The sequence below is a fragment of the uncultured Mucilaginibacter sp. genome, assembly GCF_903893715.1.
GTDB lineage: Bacteria > Bacteroidota > Bacteroidia > Sphingobacteriales > Sphingobacteriaceae > Mucilaginibacter.
Map to the genome: position 1 here is coordinate 33,700 of NZ_CAITNG010000142.1, position 25,432 is coordinate 59,131.

Annotated in this window: 27 protein-coding genes; 1 reads left to right on the plus strand and 26 read right to left on the minus strand. The window is 44.9% G+C overall.

Annotated elements, in window-relative coordinates:
- Positions 1-194: 194 nt before the first annotated feature.
- Complete coding sequence (locus QZX97_RS17145) at positions 195-1,430, plus strand: site-specific integrase (protein WP_295648434.1); 1,236 nt, start codon at positions 195-197, stop codon at positions 1,428-1,430.
- 411 nt (positions 1,431-1,841) lie between these two features.
- On the opposite strand, the gene QZX97_RS17150 is transcribed toward QZX97_RS17145, so the two are convergent.
- The 26 genes from QZX97_RS17150 to QZX97_RS17275 form a co-directional block, all read right to left on the minus strand.
- On the minus strand, positions 1,842-2,108 hold the full coding sequence (locus tag QZX97_RS17150) for a helix-turn-helix domain-containing protein (RefSeq protein ID WP_295648428.1): 267 nt from the start codon (positions 2,106-2,108) through the stop codon (positions 1,842-1,844).
- 90 nt (positions 2,109-2,198) lie between these two features.
- Entirely contained in the window at positions 2,199-3,179 is a 981-nt protein-coding gene (locus QZX97_RS17155) for a hypothetical protein (protein ID WP_295648425.1), read from the minus strand.
- 232 nt (positions 3,180-3,411) lie between these two features.
- On the minus strand, positions 3,412-4,083 hold the full coding sequence (locus QZX97_RS17160; RefSeq protein WP_295648422.1) for a hypothetical protein: 672 nt from the start codon (positions 4,081-4,083) through the stop codon (positions 3,412-3,414).
- A 173-nt stretch (positions 4,084-4,256) separates the two neighbouring features.
- The gene (locus tag QZX97_RS17165) at positions 4,257-4,562 is read right to left on the minus strand and encodes a hypothetical protein (protein ID WP_295648420.1); all 306 of its coding nucleotides are present in this window, start codon (positions 4,560-4,562) and stop codon (positions 4,257-4,259) included.
- A 55-nt stretch (positions 4,563-4,617) separates the two neighbouring features.
- On the minus strand, positions 4,618-5,076 hold the full coding sequence (locus tag QZX97_RS17170; RefSeq protein WP_295648419.1) for a PH domain-containing protein: 459 nt from the start codon (positions 5,074-5,076) through the stop codon (positions 4,618-4,620).
- On the minus strand, positions 5,060-5,656 hold the full coding sequence (locus QZX97_RS17175; RefSeq protein ID WP_295648416.1) for a hypothetical protein: 597 nt from the start codon (positions 5,654-5,656) through the stop codon (positions 5,060-5,062). The genes QZX97_RS17170 and QZX97_RS17175 overlap by 17 nt, the downstream gene beginning before the upstream one ends.
- Positions 5,656-6,432, minus strand: a complete 777-nt coding sequence (locus QZX97_RS17180; protein ID WP_295648413.1) for a DUF4099 domain-containing protein — start codon at positions 6,430-6,432, stop codon at positions 5,656-5,658. Before QZX97_RS17180 ends, QZX97_RS17175 begins: the two co-directional genes overlap by 1 nt.
- A gap of 1 nt (position 6,433) precedes the next feature.
- Entirely contained in the window at positions 6,434-7,618 is a 1,185-nt protein-coding gene (locus tag QZX97_RS17185; RefSeq protein WP_295648410.1) for a zincin-like metallopeptidase domain-containing protein, read from the minus strand.
- A complete protein-coding gene (locus QZX97_RS17190) occupies positions 7,572-8,039 on the minus strand; it encodes a M23 family metallopeptidase (RefSeq protein ID WP_295648408.1) in 468 nt (155 codons plus the stop codon). Before QZX97_RS17190 ends, QZX97_RS17185 begins: the two co-directional genes overlap by 47 nt.
- Positions 8,036-8,443 (minus strand): hypothetical protein, encoded by a 408-nt coding sequence (locus tag QZX97_RS17195; protein ID WP_295648404.1) that lies wholly within the window; start codon positions 8,441-8,443, stop codon positions 8,036-8,038. Before QZX97_RS17195 ends, QZX97_RS17190 begins: the two co-directional genes overlap by 4 nt.
- 20 nt (positions 8,444-8,463) lie before the next feature.
- Complete coding sequence (locus tag QZX97_RS17200; RefSeq protein ID WP_295648401.1) at positions 8,464-8,868, minus strand: hypothetical protein; 405 nt, start codon at positions 8,866-8,868, stop codon at positions 8,464-8,466.
- A gap of 77 nt (positions 8,869-8,945) precedes the next feature.
- Entirely contained in the window at positions 8,946-9,365 is a 420-nt protein-coding gene (locus QZX97_RS17205; protein WP_295648398.1) for a hypothetical protein, read from the minus strand.
- The gene (locus tag QZX97_RS17210; protein WP_295648395.1) at positions 9,362-11,362 is read right to left on the minus strand and encodes a type IV secretion system DNA-binding domain-containing protein; all 2,001 of its coding nucleotides are present in this window, start codon (positions 11,360-11,362) and stop codon (positions 9,362-9,364) included. The genes QZX97_RS17205 and QZX97_RS17210 overlap by 4 nt, the downstream gene beginning before the upstream one ends.
- Before the next feature lie 117 nt (positions 11,363-11,479).
- Positions 11,480-12,115, minus strand: coding sequence for a hypothetical protein (locus QZX97_RS17215; protein WP_295648393.1), 636 nt, complete (start codon positions 12,113-12,115; stop codon positions 11,480-11,482).
- Between the two features lie 17 nt (positions 12,116-12,132).
- Positions 12,133-17,604, minus strand: coding sequence for a helicase-related protein (locus QZX97_RS17220; protein ID WP_295648390.1), 5,472 nt, complete (start codon positions 17,602-17,604; stop codon positions 12,133-12,135).
- A 1-nt stretch (position 17,605) separates the two neighbouring features.
- Positions 17,606-17,821 carry a hypothetical protein gene (locus QZX97_RS17225; protein ID WP_295648387.1) on the minus strand — a complete coding sequence of 72 codons (216 nt, stop codon included), beginning with the start codon at positions 17,819-17,821 and terminating at the stop codon, positions 17,606-17,608.
- 17 nt (positions 17,822-17,838) lie between these two features.
- Positions 17,839-18,633 (minus strand): conjugative transposon protein TraN, encoded by a 795-nt coding sequence (gene traN, locus QZX97_RS17230; RefSeq protein WP_295648384.1) that lies wholly within the window; start codon positions 18,631-18,633, stop codon positions 17,839-17,841.
- A 50-nt stretch (positions 18,634-18,683) separates the two neighbouring features.
- On the minus strand, positions 18,684-19,841 hold the full coding sequence (gene traM / locus QZX97_RS17235) for a conjugative transposon protein TraM (RefSeq protein ID WP_295648381.1): 1,158 nt from the start codon (positions 19,839-19,841) through the stop codon (positions 18,684-18,686).
- Between the two features lie 38 nt (positions 19,842-19,879).
- A complete protein-coding gene (locus QZX97_RS17240; protein WP_295648379.1) occupies positions 19,880-20,308 on the minus strand; it encodes a hypothetical protein in 429 nt (142 codons plus the stop codon).
- Positions 20,286-20,900 (minus strand): conjugative transposon protein TraK, encoded by a 615-nt coding sequence (gene traK / locus QZX97_RS17245; RefSeq protein WP_295648376.1) that lies wholly within the window; start codon positions 20,898-20,900, stop codon positions 20,286-20,288. The genes QZX97_RS17240 and traK overlap by 23 nt, the downstream gene beginning before the upstream one ends.
- A 72-nt stretch (positions 20,901-20,972) precedes the next feature.
- The gene (locus tag QZX97_RS17250) at positions 20,973-22,142 is read right to left on the minus strand and encodes a plasmid transfer protein (protein WP_295648374.1); all 1,170 of its coding nucleotides are present in this window, start codon (positions 22,140-22,142) and stop codon (positions 20,973-20,975) included.
- Positions 22,139-22,918 carry a hypothetical protein gene (locus tag QZX97_RS17255; RefSeq protein ID WP_295648372.1) on the minus strand — a complete coding sequence of 260 codons (780 nt, stop codon included), beginning with the start codon at positions 22,916-22,918 and terminating at the stop codon, positions 22,139-22,141. The genes QZX97_RS17250 and QZX97_RS17255 overlap by 4 nt, the downstream gene beginning before the upstream one ends.
- Entirely contained in the window at positions 22,915-23,574 is a 660-nt protein-coding gene (locus tag QZX97_RS17260) for a hypothetical protein (protein ID WP_295648369.1), read from the minus strand. Before QZX97_RS17260 ends, QZX97_RS17255 begins: the two co-directional genes overlap by 4 nt.
- On the minus strand, positions 23,571-24,236 hold the full coding sequence (locus QZX97_RS17265; RefSeq protein WP_295648366.1) for a hypothetical protein: 666 nt from the start codon (positions 24,234-24,236) through the stop codon (positions 23,571-23,573). The genes QZX97_RS17260 and QZX97_RS17265 overlap by 4 nt, the downstream gene beginning before the upstream one ends.
- Positions 24,237-24,240: 4 nt before the next feature.
- Positions 24,241-24,771 carry an MT-A70 family methyltransferase gene (locus QZX97_RS17270; RefSeq protein ID WP_295648363.1) on the minus strand — a complete coding sequence of 177 codons (531 nt, stop codon included), beginning with the start codon at positions 24,769-24,771 and terminating at the stop codon, positions 24,241-24,243.
- Entirely contained in the window at positions 24,768-25,430 is a 663-nt protein-coding gene (locus QZX97_RS17275; protein ID WP_295648361.1) for a hypothetical protein, read from the minus strand. The genes QZX97_RS17270 and QZX97_RS17275 overlap by 4 nt, the downstream gene beginning before the upstream one ends.
- Positions 25,431-25,432: the final 2 nt, after the last annotated feature.

The window sequence follows — 25,432 nt, forward strand, 5'->3', positions numbered from 1 at the left end:
TTTGTTTTACTACCTTACCAAAACTCGCATTAAAACACATAATTCTATTGCGTCATTCATTGCGTCATTTCAAACTCGAAAAAAGACGCAATGAAAACTGCATAAAGAATTGATAATGAGCATGTACAGCGCGTGGACATCTTGTTTGGATGATGATCTAAACCGACATTTGTTTAACCTTTAAATGTTAGTTTATGTTAGAAAAAAGCTTCGGACTGCTTTTTTATTTGAAACAGTCCAAAAATCAGAAAAAAGGCCCCCTTTACATCTACCTTAAGATTACGGTAGATGGTAAATCAGTTGAGCTATCTTCCAAGCGAAAATGTGACCCTACCAAGTGGAACTCTGCTGGTGCAAGGGCAATGGGGACGAAGGAAGATGCCAGAGAATTAAATTATTTCCTGGACGCATTAGAGCTGCAAATTTTCCAGGCTAAAAGATCACTTATCGAAGCTGATCGTGAAGTTTCCGCACAGGCGATAAAGGATATTCTTACCGGTAATGTTGAAAAACGTAAAAAAATCCTGGAGGTATTCAGTGTGCATAATGCCCAGATGAAAGCATTACAAGGAGTTGACTTCGCCGCAAGCACCATGCAGCGCTACAATATTTCTTATAACCACACGAGGGATTTTATAAAGTGGAAGCATGGGACTGACGATAGAGATATTAAGGATCTTGACCATGAGTTTATTTCCCAGTATGCTTTCTGGTTAAAAACCGTTCGGAATTGCGATCACAACACCACAATGAAATATTTAGTCAATTTTAAAAAAATAGTGCTGATCTGTGTGAAGAGCAAATGGCTTCCGGGAGATCCATTTTCCAATTTCAAATTAACGAGAAAGCCCCTGGAGAGAACCGCATTGACGGACGCAGAACTGCAACGGATAACCGAAAAGGATTTTGAAAACGTGAGATTAAGTAATGTCAGGGATATTTTCCTTTTTAGTTGCTATACCGGGCTTGCTTACATTGACGTCAAAAATTTAAAACGGGGAGACATCCAAAAGGGTGTAGACGGGGAGCAGTGGATTTTTATTAACCGGCAAAAGACAAATGCATTATCAAGAATTCCCTTGTTAAAGGAGGCAATGAGAATTATTAAAAAATATGATAAGCACCCTAAATGTATAGTCAATGGCGTGGTTTTACCAGTGCTGACCAACCAAAAAATGAATTCTTATCTTAAAGAAATAGCCGACTGCTGCGGCATTAAGGTAGAGCTGACTTATCACATAGCCCGGCATACATTTGCAACTACGGTGACCTTAAATAACGGGGTACCGATAGAGACGGTGTCGAAAATGCTGGGTCATGCTACAATAAAGCAAACGCAGCATTATGCAAAGACACTTGACTTTAAAGTGAGTGAAGACATGAACAGGCTTAAGAAACGGTTGGTTAGAAAAGGGTCGGTGTTAGTGTAGTTAACCACAGGCAGCATAAGATCAATATCGTCTTATGCTGCCTTTTAAACAATTAGTAAAGGGATTGGGAAGTTTGCCGGAACGGCATTTTTGAAGAGAAGAGTTAAGCGAAGCAGCCCATTGAATACTAAGGGATAATCTCAATAACGCTACCTGAATAACAGTCATAGGTAGGCCGGTAAAGAATGTATCCAAAATCGCAAAGTTGATTAATACATTTATGGTATGTTGTTATACTGCCAAAGTGAGCCTTTGTCATTAATTTTTTTCGTGAAATTTTCACTTGCTTTTTGAAACCGGCTTGTTGCCATAAAATAAGCATGGTAACATACAGACTGATATGCCATACTGTTACACGGGGATCTTCAGTCATCTTACCATAGAGTTCTGAAATAATGTAAGTCTGAGGCATCATTTAATCAATTTTCCACTAAGCATGTTTTGAATGTCGGTGAGGTTATAAAAATGTATTCCACCTATTTTTTGGGATTTTAGCTTCCCGGTGATTCGTAAATTCTGAACGGTTCCTGTGGAAACTTTAAGCATTTTCCTGACATCTGCACATCTAAGCCATTCTTTAGTTTCGGTTTTATTGTTGGCCAACAAAGCCCTAATGTCATTCAACAGTGTTTGTCGAAAGGCTTCGAGATCGTCTTTAGTGATTATTTCTATCGCCATGGACTATAAATTAAAAATTGGATACGATACCCGGCTACTGCGGGATGCTGTTATGAGCCGGGTCTTTACCCCGGATTATGGAGATGTGATCTATTTAGAGCCATCAACAAATTTCTTTTTTGTTCTGGCGCGTACCAGGTCATATTTAGGAGGGATAACCTCCGCATAAAATCCCCGGTAATTGAACCTGTGTTCACCACGCAAGTAGCGATTGACAAAAACAGTGTAATCTTCATCGGGCGTTGCAACCTTCCTTCGATAGTGTTCCTTTACGAAATGGACCATCTGCTTTTTATTTTCAAACTTCATGAGTGAAGTTTTATACAGCTCCGAAAGTATTTGAGGCTCTATTGGCACGATCAGGCCTATGTTGTCATATTCTTTAATATAGATAGACCATTCGTAATACATTGACATGGCGACTTGATAGGACATAGCGATCAGTCTCATTACCTCAACGATCTGTTCTTTAGGTAATAAGGTAACCGCATTGGGAGGCATCGTATAATTAGGATGCAGTGAGATCGGGTTCGGTATTTCTGTAAAAGACAATTTATCCGCGTTTTCGACCTTAGTACCTATTGCAAAAAAGCCCTTATTAAACTCGTAGCCGCTTTTAAAACCATAAAATGCCTCGGTTTTCTTATTGTAAAACGCGGACGAAATTTCATAAGCATATTGAAGTTTAGACCTTAGAGATTGTTTCGTGCGGATATCAAGCTGCTTGACCTTGTTGAGTTGTATCGTTTCCTCGAATGTCATTACTTTGATGTTCAGATCAGGGAAAATTTCCGGCGTAGCCTGTAGATCGGTAAAGGGCCTGAAGAATCTTACACGATTGTTTAACGCATCGTCGCCGCCAGCCATCAGATAAGCTTTGTCGAAATGGTTACGTGTTACGAGTGGCAGGTATTCGGCCAGCCGCATCTGATTGAAATTCTGCTGTATCATCAGCATGGCCCATTCGAGACGGTCGATAAAGTCCGTACCAATGAAATCGTTGGTAACAGCCTCACCGAATTGCTCTTCTGAAAGCGCCAGGTCTTTATTCAGTAAACTTGCATTTTTCATAAACAGTCGGATTATAGTAATTATCATTAGATGAGTTATTATTGCGCTAAGCAACGGGGGCTCCGTAGTTGGAATTGATCCGGAAAGAGGTTTATCACACGCCGTTCCTACCGGCCGCGTTTATACGATTGGTTTTCAGTGTTCAGAGAATTTCCCGCGGCAAGCCTTGTGTTGTTCTGAATGTATTCCGGCAGCCCCGTTTCTGATAGCGGGGTTACCTTTGCCTTCAGGTTCATTTGAAAGGGTGGTCATTTAACAAATCAGTTTCTCCTATGCCATATTCCCTTGCGACGGCAACGGGATCGAGCTTTGCTTCACAAGGAATTTCAAGCACGACCACATTTTCCGGCAACTCCAGGAGGTTTTCGTCAGGTTCAAATAATTCGTGGGTTTCGGTATTGTAAAAACAAAGGTATTCTTCACCGTTATCGGACATTTCCAAGCTCTGCAAACTGATGTGCTTCCAGGGCAATTCCGTTTCACGGAGTTCCTTCAGACGCCAGTCTATGGTAAAGTCGGTACCAGCAAGGTCGATATGGGGTAATTTACCGGACAGCCGCATTGCCAGGCTTTCATCACCCAGGAAAAATCCCCATCCTTCTTTCTGGCTCATGCGGTTCAGATCGTTTTTAAGTACTGCGGTTATCAAACCGTTGCTCTCGATGATAAGGGAAGGTATGATCAGGTCTATTGTCACATCCCGGATTTTGTCCAGGTCGATCCGTTCGTATACGCCGATGGCTTTGCCTGTATACCGACCGGAATAGAAAGGGCCTTCATTTTTGAGGTGATCAAACGGAATTTTATATTCTGGCCGGTTAAACCGGCGTAATTCCCGCTGTGCTGTATCGATGATGAAAGGAGCCGAACCAATGATCAACAATGTTTTTTCAGTTGTCATCATGTCTGTTTTTTAATATTGCACGGCGGGGTAAATGCCGGTAAGGGAGATAAGAAAGGCTGTAAAAATAGAAAGTCCCTAACGCTCGCCGCAGGGACCTTCAACCTAAACCTTATCACAATAGCGGGCAGGTTGCCCGCATTTGAATTCGCAAGTTATAAAATAATATTAAATATTTAGAATTCCCGGTGAAACGCGCTGTTGCGCATGTATTCATTAAACCGCTGCTGGTATTCCCGCTCGGCATTCAGCCTGCGGTTGATCACCCCGCAGCGCCAGAAGCAAAGCACCCATGCCAGCAAAGCAATACTTAAACAGGTTAACGTTTCCTTCCGTGATTCGGCATTTTGGGCAACAGTAGGCTTTACAACCATAATTGTGTTGCCGATCTTCTTTACGTGCTGCCTGCGACCAACTGCGCCGAAAAAAGCAAAAGTGGAAATCAGACAGGCCAATAAAACGTTTCGTACGATGGCTTTCATGGTATAAATTGTTAATATAAAATTACTAATTTAGTTAGTAATATCCAAGTATTTTTTAATTTACTTCATAAATTTGGTTATGTTTCCTCGCTTCCTGTACCCTATCGCGGATGGTATCAATTATTCCGGATTCAGGTATCCCCCGCAGCCATATCATCGGGTTTTCAGGGTCTGTGCTTTTAAGCAGCAAATCCATCAGGCGGAATAATTGAAGGGAAAGCGGCTGCATCATCACATAATCTTTAATTCTATACATTTCCAGTTGGTCTACCCGCTTAAAAAATATACCCCGGCTTATGCGGATGTATTCGGCGGTAACCAGGTATTCGATAGTTCGGATATAAATGATTCTGTACCAGGCCGCAAGGCAAACTACAAAACTAAACATGATAAAATAGGGAGATAGCCACCATGCCAGTAAAAGCAGTGTAAGGCCCAATAAGGTTAACGGCAATGCTTTAAGAAAAGCAAAAAGAAATGCCGGTTTTAATATAATATCATCGGTATGTGTCATTTTTCAATTGGTCTAAGAATGTTAATGATTTAATGGGTTTTCGCGTCCGGATTTTACCGCGAATACCAAAGGCAAGCTGAAAAGCATGAAAGCTGATAACGTCTTCATCGAATACCCGTAGTTTATCCCGGCGATAGATAAGTACCTTGAAATTACTATGCTGAATCCGTATCGGGATATTCTTCAGGCCCGCGCCTAATTTGATATCGGTCAGATGCCCAAGCAGGTCACAACCAAATACTAGCGTGAATTTTCGTTTTTGGAACTTCTGCCTGATCCAGTTTGCCTGTTCTTCCTGTAATTTGTTGCCAATAGCGACAAAAGCCAGTTCCTCCAGTTTAGGGTAGCGCTGGCGGTTGATGGTTATAAAAGCTATTGCCTCCATCGCACAATAGGTAACAATTACTTCCAAAGCAGTTTCTTCACCGGCCATCCATAGGTTAACCGTTGTTGGGATTTTATGGAACCCTTCGCCGTAATGTTCATTGGTATCGCCGTACTGAAAAGACAACTCCTCAGAAATATTGAAAAAGGCCTGGATATCCATAGGGACACCCAGCCTTGTCAATAGTTCGTTCATTAGCGCGAGCCGCCACTGCGGGTATAGGAACGGCTTTCCTGGTTAGGCACGAAACCACGTTGATTTTCAACATCTTTTATGGCATTGTAATAACCGGGACTTAGTTTTTCGGCAGCTTTTTCATCCCTCTTTTTGTTAAACAGTGCGTTCAGTCCTTTGTAAACCATATAGGTCAGGCCGCCATCGATCAATATGGATGCAACAAGCGCGATCTTGTCAGAACGGATGCCGTGCTGATCGACTGCGGAATAATTGAATTTAGTGCCATCAGCCAACTGCACCTGTTTGCCTTTCCTGTAATTTTCTTTTTGGGCGGCGGTAAGGAATTCGTTGTTTACCATATCCGGCGCAAGTACCTTTTCGGTATCGGATACGATATATTCCCTTGTGTCGGAATCATACTCGACCAGCATTTCCTTTTTATTTCCTTTATTGTCAATAGTGATTTTCAGGAAGTTTTCAACTTCGCCTTTTTGCAATTGCCTGGCTTCGTTGTCATCGAGGAAATCAGGGGTGGTTCCCCTGCGATATATTGGATGGATCAGCAGGTCTACTTTTCCCTGCTCGTTGTGCCGCAGCGAAATTTTGGCGCTGATGGATTTGATCTTGATATTTTCAGCTTCAAGGTCATGCAACTCGAGCAGCCCTGTGCGGCGGCCTGAAAGCAGGGCTTTCAGGTCATCCACATTTAAAAGGAGCTGGCCGTTAGCGGCCAGCCCTATGGTCTCCATATCCTCGACAGGGAGATCGTTTTCATCAAAATTTACGATATGCATATTATCTGCCTATTTTATGGTTTTGTTTATTTTCCAGCGACTGGCCCTGTCCTTCGTCCATCGCTATTTCCAATTCCCGTGGGTTATTTTTAGCTTCCAAAAGGGATGAGTACAAGCCGTCAGTTGGCTTTACGATCTTGCGGGTGCCGGAGGCATCTTCAACTTTGATGCTTTTAGTTTTATACATATCGATAACCTTATAGGAATTATGCATGTAGGCGATCTCGTCGCCCTTTTGAAAACCTGCATTGGTACCGTTGCCTTGTTTTTGTTCGCGTTTTTGGGTGACACCTAAAAGCAGGCCAGAAATCCGCTGGGCATCCCTTGAAGCTTTGGCGATCTCAAATGGCTGGTCCTTCAATATTTTAACGAAGTTGTTCATGTAGGCAGCCTGCTGCCCGAAGTTGTGGCCGATCTTTAATTCACCGCCTATCAGGATACCGGCAATCGCGGCACGCATTTCTTCGTGGGCATAATCCAGTGAGCCAAGCTTTCCGTCCATTGGGCGGTTCAGGCGGCTTTCATGCCCTGACCAGTGTGCCAACTGGTGGATGGCAGCCTGGTAGTACTTGGTTTCATTTTCAAAAGTTTCCTTTTCCGGCAGGAAAATTACGTCCCTAAGCTTGTCGTAGTAAGCTTCCTGGCCGCCGTGTATGATGGTGGCCTTACTATCAGCGATCATTTTTTCAGCACGTTCGATGGGTGACAGCGGTTGTGCCTCATTTTGTTTTTTCAGAAAGTCCTCCAATGGTGGCATGTCTTTTAGCTGCTCACCATTAAAAAGGAAGGGTTTGGCCTGCTGCGGCTTTTCAAAAGTCACCGTCTTTGTTTGGGTGACGCCTGCATCATCCTTAATTCTTCCACCCTCGGCGGTACGAATGGCCTGGATATCCTTTGTTTTCGGAAATTCGATGAGCGTTCCCTTTTCATCCTTTTTTACCCAGTTGCCTGCATAGCGTGCAGCATCAGCCGACATCCAACGCGGGTCATCATGGCGCTGCATCCCTAAAATAAGCGCGTTCATGGCGCTGTAGCCCTTTCCTGTTGTCGGGTTAATTGGTGTTACGAAAGCGGGCATCCCGTTTTCTTTTACCGGTTTTTGAAAAAGAGAGTTTCCCTCTTTGATTTCCGCTACCAGTCTATTCGACAACTGGATCGGAAGCGCTTTGAAATTTTTGTCGTTCATAATCGTTTTTGTTTAACAGTTCATATAAAAATTTAATTGGATTGATGTATTTGTGCTTGTAGCAGATACAGAAATGGAGGTGCTCGCCCGTGACCCTTCCCGTTGCACCGGTAATCGCTATCGGTTCGCCTGCGAAAACGGTATCCTGCGGCCCCACCAGAATTTTGCTGAGATGGCCGTAAACTGATTCGAAATCGCCGTGGCTTAGCCGGATATGGATGCCGAGGCCGTCGTCGAAGCCAATGGAACTTACAAAACCGTCAAGGACGGCATAAACGGTATCATGCCTGGCTTTAAAGTCTATTCCATAGTGCATGGCGTATTTGCCCGTAAGCGGGTGGACGCGGTAACCATAGCCCGAATTTATAGTAAGGTGTTTGAGGGGGAGGCAGACCAGGCAGATGCTGATCAGTGTTTTCATCTGGCATAAACTTTTTCCTGCCCGATCTTTTCGGTGTGCCTGACGTTATCCAGTGCCCTTTCCCAAATTCCGGGATTATCACGGGCAATTTCGAGGGCGTCATAGGTGCCCCTGGAAGTTCCCCTGTCCTGGAGCAGCATAATTTTGTACATGGCCTTAAAGTCGTTTTGTTCCATTGACGAGCCGTTGGCCATCAGGTCATCAAATATCTCCTTCTTATCTTTAAGCTTAAACAAGGTATCCCAGGAGTATATTCCTTCTTTACCACCGGGAAAACTGACATACATTTCATTCAATTCTCTCGGATAGGTCATAACCCCAACTTGTCCCTGCATTTGCACAGGGTCATTTTTAAAATCCGGATGCACTAAAACAAGCGATCCGGTTAAAGTTCCATTTTCCATAATATTTAATATTTAAATTTTTACCTGCCTATTTTTCGTGGTGGGGCAAGGTCAATGACTTCATTCAGCCGGATAGTGGCCAACCGGTGAAGTTCGGGGTCGTCTTGCAACAGCTTGAAAGCGGCTTTCATTTGTTTGTCCGATCCGAATGCCTGCAGTGCAGCCAGTATTTTAAGATTTTCAGGTAACGGCGGCCATAACCATCCCTGTTTGTTTTCAGCTAATTCGTTTAGTTCGTCAGCATTCTTCAGGACAAAGACGGTTTTGGAACTGAAACAATCAACTTCCTCATCTTCAAATCTTATCCAAATGTTGTCATCCGTGAAATCTGTAAATTCGATTTTACCGATACTACCTGCATAATCAGAAGTCCAGAGGACCGGGCTGACCATCACGACCAAACCCATAGCGTCTTGCTCTTTCATATTCAGCGATTCAATTGTAAAAAAATAAGGTGTGAAGACCGGAATGCAGGTTTGCAAGCGGCCACGCAGATCAGGAATCAGCGTTTGAGTCCTTTGCTTTGGTTTAATCCTATGTATTCGTCTAAGCCGGTTGTAGCGGCATCAAGGATATTTTGATTTTTTTGAACTAATTCCATCGAAGTACGCATATACGGTTTAGAACCATAGTCCAATAAAAGGGCTATATTTTTTAGTTCCCTAAAATCGTCATTGGACAACAGCAACGCATGTTCGTGCATGTATTCATAAATACTTTCAGGTGGCTTCAATAATAAGAGCGCATTGGCACTATATAACCCTACCTGGGCATCATCGAACCCTACAATGAACTCGTCGGTATTCAGGATGGCTGCCGTGATGACACCGATCTGTCCCTGCCTGAAAACAGGATCATCTGTAAGCCGGGGATTAACCAGCACATAATCGGGGAGCTGTACTTCACTGTTATCGGTAATCATTTTTTCATCGAGGCTTTAATCGGTACGGGCGGTGTAGGCGGCTTAAATGCAAGCACCATTTCCTGAATTTCATGGGTGATATGGTTGAAATTCTGTGTGAGCTTTTCATGCAGCTTCCCGCCGAAATCATAAAAGGCCGGCAAGGTCTTATAAGCCTTTTCTTCGCGCGCGATTTCTGCCATATCTAAATTGATGCGGCAGTTTATCGCAGAGGTGTCAAAAGCCCCGGTAAATTTCTCCTGCGCATCTGCGGCAATAACGCCGACCATTTCACCGGAATTAAGGGACGCAATTTTACCTGCCGGGATCAGCGCTTCCAGCTTTTCATTAAGGGAAGTGGATGTTTTATTGCGGTCTATGGATAAACCCTCACCCAATTGTTTAGATTTTCCGAAAAGGCGCTCCAACCATTCCAATGTGTCTTTGTTGCGGACAGAACCTGCCAATACATTACCGACTACGGCGGTAATAGTAGCTGCGGTATCTTTACCATATTGTTGCTGCAATTGCGGCAACTCCTGTAAACCCATTACAAAGGCGACTTTATTGCTCCTCGCGGTTGCTATTAAATTTTCCGCCTTATGAGTAAAAATTGTAGGAATTTCGTCGATGATAAGGGCAGACGGCAGATTCCCTTTGGAATTGATCAGCTTAGTGAGCCTGTTAAGCACGATGGAATAGCAGGCAGAATTGATATTCTGTGTACTCGGGTCATTGGCCAGTACGAGCATTCCCGGATTTTCTTTGGCTGATATTTTTAAATCGAAATCATTTCCAGAGAATACCCAAAATGTTTCTTTAGTGGCCAGCCGGCTGATAAATATTTTCAGCGTGCCTATTTGCCCTTCTAATTGATCAAACGCCTTTGCGTTATAGGCAGTCATAAAAGGAGACAGCAAAGACCTAAGTTCCGGTTCGGAGGTGAGGGCATTAAAAATTTCCTCGTAGGAACGGTTCAGCAGGGCAAGCACATGTGGAAAACTTGAATACTTACCATCCTTGTATTTACTCATAAAGTAAACGCAGGAGGCAAGGAAATTAACCGCTGATTGCGTAAAGAACTGGTCACTTCCCCCGGAGCGGTCTCCTTTTTTTAAAGCTTCCACTAATGCTTCGGCTGTCTCGGCGGCATCCGCCAATGAACGGATATAGTCTGCCCGCCAGGGATTGATGCGGCGGCTTTTTTCAATATCGTTCAGGTTGATGACATGAAAGGTAAATCCATTCAGTTTACCGTTTTGCTTGGCAAGGAGGTAATGGTAATAAGCAATTTGTCCGAGGTCGGGAAATTTGAAATCGTATAAGCAAACCGCAAACTCTTTGGCGATTAATTGCCGGATAAATGGGTTGATGATAGAAAAGCTTTTACCCGATCCGGGGGTGCCGATAACCATCGTGCCGCGAAATACATTACAGATATTTATCCAGCCATTCCTTACTTTGCCTTTATAGTAGAACAGCATCGGAATATTGACTGAATACGGCGTATCCAATCGTTTGACCGGCTGCATAAAGCTCTCTGCTTCTGTATTCCATTTGTCCTTGCCCAGCCCCGACCTGATGAACTTGGAGATATTGTCCATCGAAACGCTCACCATGAGCGCGCCGATAAAGGAGCAGACCATATAAAGCAGGTTATACCAGCTCGTATAATCAAATGCAAGCGGTGAGGCCCGTCCCTGGCAAGCTATACTGCCGAAAAATAAAAACAGACCGAGCGCCAGCGGATAGACGATATGGTTTTTGGGGTCGAGGTCTGTTTTCTTTTTTGCCAGCGTACCTATACTGACCAGGCAGATGAGGCCAAACGTCGCCAATTTGCTATAAACCAGTTTCGAGTAAATCAGCAGGTGACTAAGCTTGTGAAGCGGTGAAATAAAAATGCCCCAGAAAGGGGCATTGGGGTAGATAAAAATGGCCGCTTCTATAATTATTGAAAAATAGATGGCGCATTGCAAAAAGCCGTGCAGTTTTTGCTGCTCACGCGTTTCTTCCATAATATTTGTTTTTTAATGGCTGGAAGGAGGGCTTCGCCGTTCTTCCACGATAAAAGAATATTTGGTAAAATCCCCGCCAGTGGCTTACGGGCGGATCAAGCTAATGGAAGACATTAGCTAAATGTATTTAGGCTCCTTTTTGGTTTGGCGTATATACCGTTTGATAACCTTTTTAAGTTTTGCGCTCTTGGGAAGTTTTGCAAATACAATATGACCGGGCAATTCGTCCAGGGAGTGTTTGAGCGGAAGGTCGTAGGAGAAAGCAACGTTGTGGTTATCTAAATTGATATAAAGCCCAAACCGTTTGTTTTTACGCATGATATGGTAAAAGCCTATTGAATTCCATAGGTTGTTGATCTCGCGAAAGCAGCCATCTTCTTTATCCACAAAAAACTGTCTCCCGGCAATATCAATCCCCTTAACATTGTTGGGTAGCTCGGAACGCCAGTCCGGGTTCAATTCGTCGAGCCTTCGGGATGCGCCGGCTGGGTCAAGGGCATCGATGGAATCGAACCAATATACCTGAATATGTTCGGGCGGTGTTTCACCGTGATCGCCTCTATATATATTCTTTATTAAGGGGTCATACCACAATTCAAGGTGGTCGCCACAGGACCGCATTTCAAGACAGTCCATTTCATTTTCAGGATCGCCGACCTGTATCAATTTCCGGTTGTCGGCATCAATGTAAAAGGCTGTTCCTTCCAATTCAATAACCGGGCGCGGCCTTGCGTAGGTGCATACTTTTTTCATAAAATCGAGTTTGTTTTTTAACGTTTTAACTGGCTGGTTGCTATTTCAAGGTTTTCTTCATCTGTTTCTTCCGAAACTTCCTGTTCATCAAAAATTTGCTTTCCTGCCTGTTCTTTATCCTTTTCAGCGATCTTGCGGCTGATTTCCAGTTCCAGTTTATCCAGTTCTTTTTTCAGCGCAGCCAACTCAAATTCCTGGTCGAATTGCCGTTTGGTGAGTTCAAGGATTTCAGGGATTTGCTTATTGAGGTCGGTCAGCTCTTTTTCATAGCGCTCGGCCATACCGATTACCCGGTCAATGGAGCTTAGAAAGTATCGTGCGGCCAGTTTCGGATTATCAATAGTAGGCGCGCCGCCGTTCTGCATGTATTTTATCCCTGTCGCACGGCTTTCCGCGTACATCGAGGTCACAAAGTCTATACGTCCCGACAAAACGCCTTCTATTGTCTGCAATTTCCGTCTGATATAAAGGTCAAAACCATACAGCTCACCTATATGGAGTTCCGGCTTGTTGTAATCTTCCGGCGACCAGTTGGTATAAAGGTCAATTAGTTTTTGCCCTATGGCTACCGCATCTGCCTGCGGCATATCTTTCAGCTTTAACGGGTTCAGCTTGGTGCCATCCCCGTCATATTTTAGCACCTTTTTGTAAGCCGATTCATCCGTATGAACCATATCAAGGGTTGACCGGGTATCACGGCTTTTCTTTTCCAGGTCTTCCAGCAGGTATCGGCTTCGGGCAACTTCCTTAAAATGGGCTGATTTATAACCCTCCAGTTCCGCTACTTTTTTTTCGACGCGAGTTTTTTCCAGTAGAGAAGTGTCACCTGATAAAATGGCGATGTATTCCGAAAAATTCATGCCGCTTTGCTCGTCCATCGCGCCTTCATCGAGGGTGCGGACGGCCAGTTCATTATTTTTCATCTGGCTAATGAAGATCTGTTTGTTCTTTAACAGGTTGAACTTATAATTATCCAGTGATTGTTCTACCGCATAAATAAAGTTGCGGACCTTGTTGCCGTAAAACATTTTGGCCAGCCAGTTACCCTGCCTTGCACCCCTTCCGTCGCGCTGTTCCAGCTCCGATGGTTTCCAGGGTATATCAAGATGGTGCATGGCTACGATCCGTTCCTGTACATTTAAACCCGTACCTGCTTTTTCTGTGCTGCCAATCAGAATCCTGATCTCCCCGGCATTCATTTTTTTAAATAGCTCTTTGCGCTGTTTATCCGTTGACCAGTTGTGGATAAAGGTTACCTGGTTTGCCGGAACTCCAAACTCGTTAACTAATTTATCCCGCAGGGCATCGTAAACGTTAAATTCATCGGTCTTAGGCGTTCCGATATCGCTGAAGATGATCTGCGTACCTTTGTGAAGTGCACTTTCGTGATAAATTTCCGCAACGTTCTTTGCACAGATATTTACCTTGTTGCCGGGGTCGTCCCCATATTTTTGGGGGTCGACCAGGCGCATATCCACCGCCATTTTTTTGGCATAGTTGGTGGCGATGAGCATCCGGCCTTTGTCTTCCTGCCTGGTCAGCGGCCGTCTGCCAATAAGCGTGGCATCACCGGATTTGGCGAAACCCATCAACTTTTTGATAAATTCCTGCTGGTCTGTGGTCGGCTTGATATTTACCAGTACCTCATCAATTTCGGGTTTATCCAAATTGATATGTTTGGCCGTTTTATAATCCGTTATCTGGTTATAAAACAGCGCCAGTTCAGGCACTTTGATAAAGTGTCGAAAACGTTCCTTCGCCCTTATCTCATTGGTTACCGTAAACTCAAAATCGACCGTTTTCCGGGCGTAAACCGCTGCCCAGGCATCGAAGTTTGAAATCTGTTGCCTTTCGAGTTCGCGGGGACGGAGGTATTTGAAGATCAAATACATTTCCGTCAGGCTGTTGGAAATCGGTGTGCCGGACAGAAAGGTAGCACATAGGTCGTTATCCTGGCGGTCCTGTAAAGTGCGAATGGCAAAAAGCATGTTGAGCGCTTTTTGACTGCCCAAAAGATTTCCTAATCCTGCGACGCGTGTATGCCGGGTGGTAAAGGTGAGGTTCTTGAACTTATGCGATTCATCAATGAACAGGTGGTCGATATTCAGTTCCCTGAAATTGATGCCTGTGTCCTTTCGCTGATCAATTGCTTCGATGATACCCTGCAACTTCGCTTCCAGGTTTTCCTTACGGATTTCCAAACCTTTCAGCATTTCGCGGGTAATTTCATCACCGGAATTTTGAACCGCAAATAGATCAAGTTCCGTATTGTCCAACTCTATTTGCAGTATTTGACGCTGTATTTCCGGGGCCTGCGGGATTTTCCCAAATTGGTCGTGCGTTAAAATGATGCAGTCCCAATTATTATTTTTTATCTCGTGAAAAATCCGCTTGCGTTTAGCAGGTTCAAAATCATTTTCGCCCGGAGCGAGCAATTTCGCTTTTGGGTAAGCCAGCCGGAACGTATCTGTAATCTGCTGGATATTGGCTTTCAGCGCCAGGATCATTGGTTTGTGGACAATTCCAAGCCGCTTCATTTCCATTGCGGCAATGATCATCGTCAAAGTTTTGCCGAGTCCGACCTCATGGTCTATTAAGCCGCCGTTGTTTTGGATGACCCGCCAGGCGGCATCCCTTTGTGAGCTGAATAACGCCGGAATTTTAAGCGCTGGTAAATCCAGCCCCGGAAACGTCAGGTGGCTGCCGTCATACTCCCTTAGCCGGTAACAGTTGTAGGTATCATTGTACAGCTTTTCTAAGTGCTGTTTATCCTCATTAGGCAGTTCTAATAACCAAAGGAGGTAGCGAGCGCGGATATTGTCAATTTTGCGATGCGCGGTTTGGATAGCTTCGGTGTCCGGCACCCGAACGGTTTTGTCACCCATATCCACCTCATAAGTAAAATGAGGGTTGGTATTTAGCAGTGCATATTCCAGCAAACCCCTTCCGGTGACTTTCGGGCTTTCCTTCGGGCTTACCGAAAACTCTTCGTTGGTAACCGTATTTCCCTTTTTTGCATAGCTGACCTTATAGGTATCAATGGAACCAAAGAAATTGACTTTAGTATCCAGCTTAAAAAGATCAGAGGCAAAACGCTGGTAAAACTCAACAGGTACCCACCGCTCGCCGAGGTTGAAATCCAGTAACTCGAAAGGGATTTTTTCTGGTTGAACACGGCGGATAGCCGCCAGGCTTCGGGCAAATTGCAGGTTTTCCGGTTCTGCTTCCCCAGCTGTTTCAGCGATCTTTAACTTTTCAACTACGTTTCCCGATAAATAATTGTCCGTGGTTTCCCATGCCAGCGTTTTCGGGTTTAGCAGTATTTGTTTATCCAGTTGAAGGATAGCTTCGTCTTCGGTCAACCCGGTGGCCTGTGTAATCATGGAAAGGTCAACCCTGCCCAGGTCATTCAGGCACCGGGCCAGCGCTTCCGAGGGATTATCCGTTTTCAGCAATTCCTTTTGCTGAAAAAGCGGGCCGTAAAATATATCCGACCTCACGAATTTATCCTGTTCCTTTATTTCAAGGGAAGAAAGGATCTTAAAACCTAAAGCGGCGTCATTAAAAATCCGGTTGCGGTTGCTGTTTTTATTGAGTTCGCCATATTTGGCAACAAAGCCTTCGTAATAAACATTCAGCGATTGGCGTAATTCCGGGAACTGTATTTTGTGTTCAGTTTCATTTTCAGAAAGCTCCAGGTAAATATCCCTAAGAACGAGGTAGTCCTCATAAAACGGCAACTCCGGCTGCTGCTCGAGGGGTTCAAATTTCGCCTCAAAATTCTGCGGTTCGCCTATTAGTCCAAGCTTACCATTAAAAATGACAAGAGTATCTTTTTGGTAAAACGGCTTTAGGTTGGTAAAAGCTTTGGGCCTGTCGGGTAAAAGTTTAAAAGCAGGCTCCAGGGTAGCATCGCCCTCATAGCGGTAATCATGGCCGTAATGTTTCAGTTTCGCAGAAAGCGCATCTAACTCATGCCCAAGGCCCGCCCCGTTTAACCATTTGGCCGGAAAAGCAATTTCCCCGAGGTTGCTATAAAGCTTATAGATGAAACGGTTATTGCCTTTCGCTTGTGCCGTTAGCAGGACGATGCTGTCATGCAGCGGTTTGGCCGTAGTGCGAATGGTACTGATCAGCCGGGCCGATGCTGCATCAATGAATTGCTTGTCAAGATCGTCCAAATAGGCCAAAGCTTTATTCTCACCGGCTGGTGGCGCATCAAACAAGCCCAATTGCCCGAAGTTTAAGCCCGGTTTTTCCTGCTTTTTTTCAATAACCGGAACCGGCAGGAAGGTGAATTGCCTTAGCGGACCTTCCTTTTTATCAAAGGAAATTGCTTCCCATTTGGCGAAGTCTAAGTTTGCAAACCCCGCGATGAGCTGTTCCTTTAGCATGGGAACAATCTCTTCGATGTTCCCGTTTTGCCAGGCAAGCCTTGAAGCTTTCCCCCTGGCGTTTGTGCCTTCGATGATCTCATCGGCATAAACGAGTTCGCTTTTATCAGCCAGCCAGGCATTCAGGTAGTATTTGCCAAAAGTGTTTTCCTTTTCAACGGTTTCGATCAATTGGCTTTCAGCTTCAGTCAGCATTTCCTTACTATCGTTTTTTTGCACCAGGATCAGGTGCATACCCACTTCCACGTTGGCGTTTTCCTTCATCAGGTTAGCCGGCAGCACAGCTACGCTTAACAGGTCGGCTGAGGTAAATAAATACTTTCGAGCGGTTTCATTGGACGGATTGTTTAAAAAGGCATCGGTGACAATGTAAGCCAGGATGCCGCCGTCCTTTATCTTGTCCAGCCCTTTAGCAAAAAAATAGGTATGCACCTTTGCGGAGATGCCGCTTTTGTTATAGGCCGGGTCGTGTACCGCAATTTTCCCGAAAGGGATATTACTGATAACGATATCCGATTGCGCCTTTTCAGTGGCGCTGGTTTCCTCCAGCTTTTTGATCTGGACATCAACCGGTACCGGGTGTGCCGAGCAAATGGCTTTCAGTATTTTCCCGGTCAGGATATCCTTTTCAACTGCGGTTACCTGTTCAATTTTATCAAATGCTTTGATTGCTTCATCGACAAAGATGCCTGCACCGGCGCTCGGCTCATATAACCGCTTGGGAAATATATTGCTTGACTGCATCGCCGAATAGATGGCTTCCACCAAAAATCCCGGTGTATAATAAGCGGTTTGTGAGCTGCTCTTTACAGCATCTATGGCCGTCTTATAATCCTTTACGGTTAATTTTTCCTGCAAAAGGCTATGCAATTCCATGACCTGCGGATATAGTTTCAGGTCAGCCTGCGAAGCATTGAGATTAACCCATTCCTCCTGGTTTCCCGGTGGAAATAATACCGCTTTGAGGCCGCCGAAACCGGCATATTTTCTTAACGTTTCCAATTCTGCTTCAGATAGCTGCTGGCCGGAAAAATCCAGCGCGATCCGGATGGCTGCGATATTGTCTGCCATCTTCCTTACAGGATTAAATGCCATATTAAACCTCCTGTAAATAAGCTGCGATGGTGCCGATCACTTCATACTTCAGGAAGCGGTCGTCCTCGTCAAGCCCCCTGATCAAAGGCGAGCATACTTCGAGGATATTGGTCAGTTCATAGTGTAAAATGCCGTGGTTGGAAAAGCGCAGATACGTCGCCAAAAACTCTTCCTCCAGCACCAGTTTTACATAATCATAGGCTATGGAATCAGTCATAAAAAAGAAATGGTAGGTTAGTTAGGGAGGGTATCGGCGTTAAGGATATCCTTGTAGGAGATATTGAGCGTAATAATCCGCCCTGATATCTGCTGTTCGCTCAGCTCAACATGCAGGACTTTGTTTCCTGGGAATGTGAGCTTTTTAAAGACAAAGACGTTGCGGTAATACTTTTCAAAAGACGGCGTTTCCACCAGGATATATTCCGGCTTGAGTTCCACCGATTGCACGTTAGAGGCTTTGGTGATTTTTTTGTCCTCCACCTTAAAGCGGAACTCATCTATATCATATTTAAGCCGCGTCTTATTTTTATAACTGACATCCAAAAAGATATAATCTCCCAGGGTATAAACATGGTTCAGTTGTCCTTTGATCCCAAATGCACTGACTTTTTCAACGCTGCCGCCAGGTTTTTCGGCCATTAGGTTCAGGGTCATTGCCTTTAACTGATTTTTTGAAAAGCCGATACCCGCAATATCCAGTGGCCGGGTATCGGCCGGCATAATGTTTATTTCTGTAGGTGCAGCAGCGCCGCCGGGAACAATATGGTATTGTGCTATGAATGTCTCACCGGCTATGGTGATAACGGCATCTTCAAAGTTTTTGGTGGAATCTTTCAGTTTGATCCTTACCACGTTTTTGAGCGGCAAGTCCCCGGCAAGCGCCTTGCTGGAAATATCTACGTATTGTACCGGCTCGGGCGAAATGAAATGGACGGTCAGGTTTTTTGGTAGCTGCACGGTCGGCAGGCTGTCCTGAGCATGAACGGTAACTGAAATCAGCATAGTGATATAAAACAATAATTTTTTCATCGGATTATTTTTTGAATTAAATGGAATGGTTATCGGCATTAACTGCCGGTTTAATAAGATTTTTGGGCGCTTTTTAAAGCGTCCTTATCTATCAGGTAGATATAGGAATTGTATTTAAGCTTGGCTTTGTTCTTCCGTACCAGTTCTGCGATTGCAGATGAGGTGGACTGAAACATTTTGTCAACGGAACTCATAATGAAGCTGGTTGAATTTCCATCGATGGAAACGCCCTGCACCGTATTGCTGCCGAGGTCTTTTGTGAAATCCCGGAATGCGGATGATGGAACATACAGGCCGGGCATTCCGTCCAGGTCGTAGATTTCCAGTTTGACCGGTAAGATTTTCCCGTTCGACAAAATGGACGTAATGGACAGCTTTACCCTTTGTTCCGAGAACCCGCTTATGAGGGCATATATGTATGTTCCTTTGGGGATCAGGTTGGCACCGGCTTTGATGTCCTCGAGTAACCTTAGCCGCAATCTTGATCCCGCATAACCGGTTTCATTTTCATCTATGGTGGCCATAATGAATTTGTCGTCAGTTGGTGGTTTTATCGTATTAAAGTCGTCTGAGGCCGTAGCAGCTTTTACCACTGTATAGTTTACTTCGGATGCCTTTTCCTGCGCCGCTTTTTCGGCGGCCAGTTTTTTCAGGCGTTCGGCTTTGTAAGCCGGGTCGTTTTGTTTTTGGATGCTGTCCATGTAGGCCATCTGTGCCTTAAACATCTCCATCGGGTCTTTCTCCTTCGGCTCTGCGGGACGCGGCTGTTGCTTTTGCCTGTTTGCCATTCCGGAAATCGCGTTGGCCAGTTCCTGGTCATGATTGACGGCCCTGGTTTTGCTAACCGTTTGGGGCTGGCTAAATTTCGCTTTCATGGCCTGGTTAATTGAATCCAGCGTTTTCTTTTCCTTGTCGGAATAGTTGTCATGAAAGGAGGCATTACTGGTAGGCTCTTTTTGAATCGCGTTTACTGCGGTAAGGCCATCGGATTGCTTAAAGGTGTTTCTGTAAGCATCAAGCTTATCTGCAAGATCTTTTTTGCGTACATCGGCCGAAACATTGCCTACACTTCCATTAAGGCCGACGACCTGTTTAACCTCCTTTTTTGGTTTAGAGAAACCGCTGTGCCAGACAAAAAAGAACAGGCACAAAAAAGGCAAAACGATGAGTGGCAGCACATATTTGGGCTGTTTAAAGTTAATTTTCATGTTTTTTGATTTTGTTTGAAATGAGATCCCTTTGTGGGTCACCTATTTTTATTTTGGTGATTGTGAATTCGCTGCAATTGGCTTAGTGCGCTGTCCAGCGATGTACTATCCGCCTGGGTAAGTTGTTTTTTGGCGGTAATGCTGTCAACCAGTTGTTTCAGTTTTAGTGTTTGTTTGATCTCCCCGGCGGTCACCATGATCTGCGTAAACCCATCCTGAATCGGACTGGATTGTGTTTTGGTTGGCATTTGCGCTTTGACCGGCTCATGATGCCTGAAAACAGTAAAGCTCAGTGCCAATGAAACTGCCATCAGCGTGACCATGCACCCAAAAAAGAATTTGGGATAACGCTGCAAAAGATTTTTACCGGCACTGTTTGCCTTTCCAAAATAGGGGCTGAACTCCTTTTTGAGTTCGCTATAAATCGTGTCCCTGGGATCACGATTAGAATGAATTTTTCTCCACATCTTGCAGGTCCTTATTTTCTAGTGTTTTCCAGTTGGTGATCAACACGCCATGCGGGTTGTTGTCACTGCGCGGTATATCCTGCAGATAGCCTTCTGTTATCAGGGAGCGGATTACCGTCGAACTTCGGCGGTCGATCTTCAATTTGCCATAATAGCGGAAATACCTTTTCGGTATATCCAGGGCGATGGAATCGGTTTGCAGCGTCAGCACAGAGCTTGATGAAAGGATAGAATTAAAAAACCCTTTTTCCTTCAGGTCATTGTATTGCTGCATACCGGATTCATCTACCAGGTACATCGCCTTTTTCATTTGGTATTCCATGAACTTATCGTCGGGCGTTAATGAAAAAAACAGCGAATGAAAAAGGTCAACGTCAGCCCGGTATTCTGCGGGCCTGTTCATTTGGAGGTCTGTTTGCCGGGCCAGTATGGGGATATTGTTATCCAGCAGGTAAATGCTTTTTTGTGAATTGGAGACCAGCCGGTAGCAAAAGAAACAGGTTGTCCCTACGATGGCGAGCGCTGTTAAAAGGCTGCCGAACGCAATAAAAGTGGCCAGCCTGATTTTGGCTTCAATGTTTTTTATGATCATAAAATTGAGGGTTAAAAAAGGGCCGCACAGATCACCATGCAGCCCGGAGTCAGGGGAAAGAAAAAGGGTTTATCAGAAAAAACTACCCGCAGCCCTTCTGGCAACGGCTGTTACCGTTCCCGCGCTTCTGCCGAATGTAGAAGTGGCGGAACTGATACCGGAGGTAGAAATGATCCACGTTGAAATACTGGGCACGGTAAACATGCAAATGGCACCAATCAGGAAAACGATAATCACCGTTCCAAATGAAAGGATACCGTTGCCTGCAAACCATGCCATTTGTTCAAGGTTGGCGGTGGTGCCATTCTGTCCAACCAGTTCCTGATATTTGCTGATTTCGGAAGTCATCGCGTATTCCTGCATTAAGCCACAGAGGTACATGATCAGGTAAGCAATTCCTGAATACAGGTTTACAGAAACAAATCGGGCAATCCAGGTACTGAAGCTATCCCGGAATGCCGGGAGAATACTCACCGAAACGGCAAACGGCCCAAGAATGACCAGTATCGAGGAATAAATGATTTGCAGCATAAAAATAATATAAACCGCAATCCGTAATATCCAGATACCGAGCAATTCCAGCATCTGCGTAAAGAGCAACTGCATCCCAACCGTCAGCCTGTTTTTCAGCTCGATCAGGGGTGAAACCACGGCGCTGATACCTTGTTTGACGGTACTTGTCACGGCATCCCATGCCTGTCCGTACCATGTGTCACTTTCTTTTTCGGCCACATCGGTTTGCGCCTGGAAGGTATAAAGGGAATTGGCTACGGCCAGCATTAAGTTTGCGCGGGTAAGCCGCAGGTTATCTACATTTACCTGCTCACTCTCGTACATCTGGTCAGTTTGAGCTGCAACCAAATCGGTAGGAAATGCAACCATCTTTACAAAGGTGCCCCACCATAAAATAATCATGGCCAGGCCAAAAGGCCTTAACAGGGGCATAATCTCCATTTTTTTATCCCCTACCATCATTTCATAGCTCTTGATGGCGAAGTAGATAATCATAAAAATGGCGGCAAGGGCCTGGGCATCGACAATAAAAAGGTCAAAATGTGTCCAGATGGAATCTTTAAGCCCCTGGAGAAAAACCATAACGCCATTTTCATAAACCCCGTCCCCCTGGAGAAATTCAAGGGTTTTGTTGCTGCTTGCGGTATCAATGGGGGCCGGTGTAGTCTGCGCGAATCCTGCCGTTACTCCGAGCAACAGCAGGAACATTAATATAATTTTCTTTTTCATTGGAGGTGCTGTAATACTTTATTGGCTATGGCGACATCGGTATGAGGGGTCCAGCCGGTAATGGTTACCTGCCCGTTTTGCAGTTTTTGTTGTTGAGCGGCCATATTGAGCGTGCTTTGGGCAGATGCGGTACGGATAGCCCATACCCCTGAAATCTTTTTGTAATCCTGCAATAGCCGGAAGTAAGCCATGATCCTTGCTCCCCTATCCATATCGGTAGTATGTGCTCCTTGTATTCGCTGCTTTAATCTGGACAACTCATTAGTGTACCAGGTGTAAGTTCCTTCGGAGATCAGTTTGGCGCTTACCTGCGGGGAGAGCCCGGCAAGGATTGTAGCCATTGAATAATTGAGCACCGGTTTAAATTCATCGTCATAATATAAAAGCCAAAGCGGGTCAGCATCGGTTATTGCGCCAGACTGGTTAGCTATCTGTGACAGCGCCGTATTCCTTACGGTATCAGACTGTAATTTATAGCTGTTATCGATGCTATTCATGGTGCCCACCAGCGCCAGCCTTTGGGTTTGAGGCCCGGTTGCACTTAGCGGCCGCAAATCAGTTTTGTGGTAATTTGGATAAAACCAGCCCCAGGTTAGCCAGTAATAAGGGTTGAGGCCAAGAAAGCCGGATGTTGGGGTGAATTTATTCTGGTCCCATTGCTGGAACACCATTCGTTGTTCCTGGTACCTGAGGCTCTGGTCGTTGATTTCTTCCTGCGCATTTGCGCGGGCAAAAAGCAACAGACAAATCGTTATTAGAAATAATAATCTTTTCATTGTTGTAGGTATTTAGCGTTTTGAATAATCCGGGAGACAATTGCTTTGTCCCTGTTGATAAAATTGGCGTAAGGGTCTAAGGAGGCAATAATCCCGCGTTCCTTTGCCCAATACATAGCGCGCCACGCGCCGTAGGCCAGGCTGTCCAGTAGCTGTAATTGCTGGGTAACTTTCCGCATGAGCTGATCACGGGCATTATAATCGGCAAGGACGTTGTTCCCTTCTTTTAACACATACCCGGAAATGTCGGTAACAAGCATTAAGGCATGCTGCTTCATTTCCGAGGCGATATTATCCGCGAAAAGTAACAGGTAGGGCTGCGCTTTTGCCAGTTCAAGGGCCTGGTCAATATAAGAGGTCATATCTGCAACGATCACCGCCATGTACTTCACTTCAAGGCCGTCTTTTAAAGCAGAATTGACATTAGCCAGCCCGTTATAAATGATAGTTTGGGCCAACACCACAGAACCAACATTAGTATTGAGGTCATTGATATTCGTATTGATCTTTCCAAGATATTGGTCATGTGTCGATTCGGCTGAGCTTCTAACCACGCCATTTTCAGTCACCGAAACGAAATGCTGCGGGTCAAATACGACTTCCTGTGCTGTTGCCATTTTCGAGGCGAAAAACAGCAGTATAATTATTCGTTTCATTTCAGGTATTTTGCGTTTTGAATGATGCTTTTGCTGATAGACTTATCGGCATTAATGAAATTCTGAAAGGGATTAGCCGCTTTCAGCAAAGAGGCCAGGCTGGAGTATTGCATCATATTGACCATGTTTCCGGAGAGCTGCTGTAAGTTGCTCAGTTGGGAAATCACGTAGTCAAAAAGCATTTTGCGGTCGGAGGCCTTCATCTGGTTGATATCCCCATAGGAGAGTATCAGCCCCGCAACATAACCTAACAAGCTCTTTGCTTTTTCAGCAAATAGAACTTCTGATTGGAATCCTATAGCAATCAGTGCGGGGTTCTTTTCCGCAAGTGCGACGATCTGCGCCTGGTAACTGACGATCTGGTCAACCATTGGCGCTGCATAGATGCCAACATCGGCTACGGTTATTGCCGTGCCTAAAGTATTGTAACGTTGCTGTAAGGTGCGGTAAGTTCCTTTAAGCTTTTCGAGCAGGGTGAGATTGGCCTGTTCATTGGCTGTTGCCGCCGCTTGCTGGTTCCTGGCCTTTACCTGCAATTTATTTTCGGAGGTTGATTCATCAACCAATTGATGGATTCCTACAATATCTAATGTACTTTGTTGTCCAAAAACCTTAGTTGTCCCGGCAATTAAGGTGAGAAATAATAAGATTTTCATTTTCATGATGCTACTGGATTTTTTTATCGTTTTTATGAAATACGGTCCAGCCCGGCCTTGTTGTCCAGCCGTAAATCTGAAGCTTAATTGCCCAAGGAAATTCCTCTTCGAGAAATTCATAAGCGCTTTCGGGCTTTGCCGACCGGTTTTTAACCGTGCCGGTAAAATGTGAATCAGCCATTTTGAGATACCGATCAGACAGTTGAGATTTTTCGCCCTTATGACAGACGATGAGAAATTCTATCGTCTTTTTATCGCTGCCTCTTTTCCATTTTGGCCTTACCCAAATAAATGACCCACGGGCTGTGTAGCCAAGGCGGGCCATATATTCCCTGCAATCTGTAGCGTACTTTCCGGGTACCCAAACAAAAACCATATGCTCATCGGCCGTAAAATCCCTCAGTATATGTTGAATGAACTCAAAGGCTTCAATGGATCTGTTTAGTTTTGGTGGTAAATTATCGGGAAGGCAGGGCCCTCTCGTTCTGAAACGATTAAATCGTTTCCATGGTGGGCAGACCATGATAAGATTAAAATTCATTGTTTAAGGTATCTGGCATTGTTGATGACACTGTTTGCGATGCGCACATCCTCGTTCTGCCATGTCGCCCACGGATTCAGGGAGCGGAAGATCCCGTTCATTTGCGCCCAATACATAGCCCTGTCCATCCCGTAAGCGATGCCGCGGAGTATCCGCATTTCAGAAGCGATATGGTTCAGCAGTTTGCCACGCTCGCCGGAGTTCATCAGGTTATTGCTGCCGCCTTTCAGGACAAATGCACTGACATCGGCAGATAGGGTTACGGCGCGGGTTTCAAAGTCCTGGGCCCCTTTTTGGGCAAAAAGCAACAATACCGGGTCAGATTTAGCCAGTACCAGAGAGGCTTCTACATCAGAAACGATGTCGCTCCCGCATTCTGCAATTTCCTTTATGGTGGTTAAGTTGCTTAATACCGAAGCTACCTGGCTAAGCCCTTTATAAATATCATTTTGAAGTGTATTAACAATGGTCAACTGCCCTGTTACTGCCAACTGGCCTTTTTGGATAAGGTCCAGTTTGTTATTGGTTGTATTGAGCTGCCCGTTAATGACACCTGCATTAACGGCTATGGCGGCGGATGTAGTAGGGTCGACCACCAGTTCCTGTGCGTGGCTTGCTTTGATCGCAAAGCAAAACAGTAAGATGAATAATGCTTTCATAA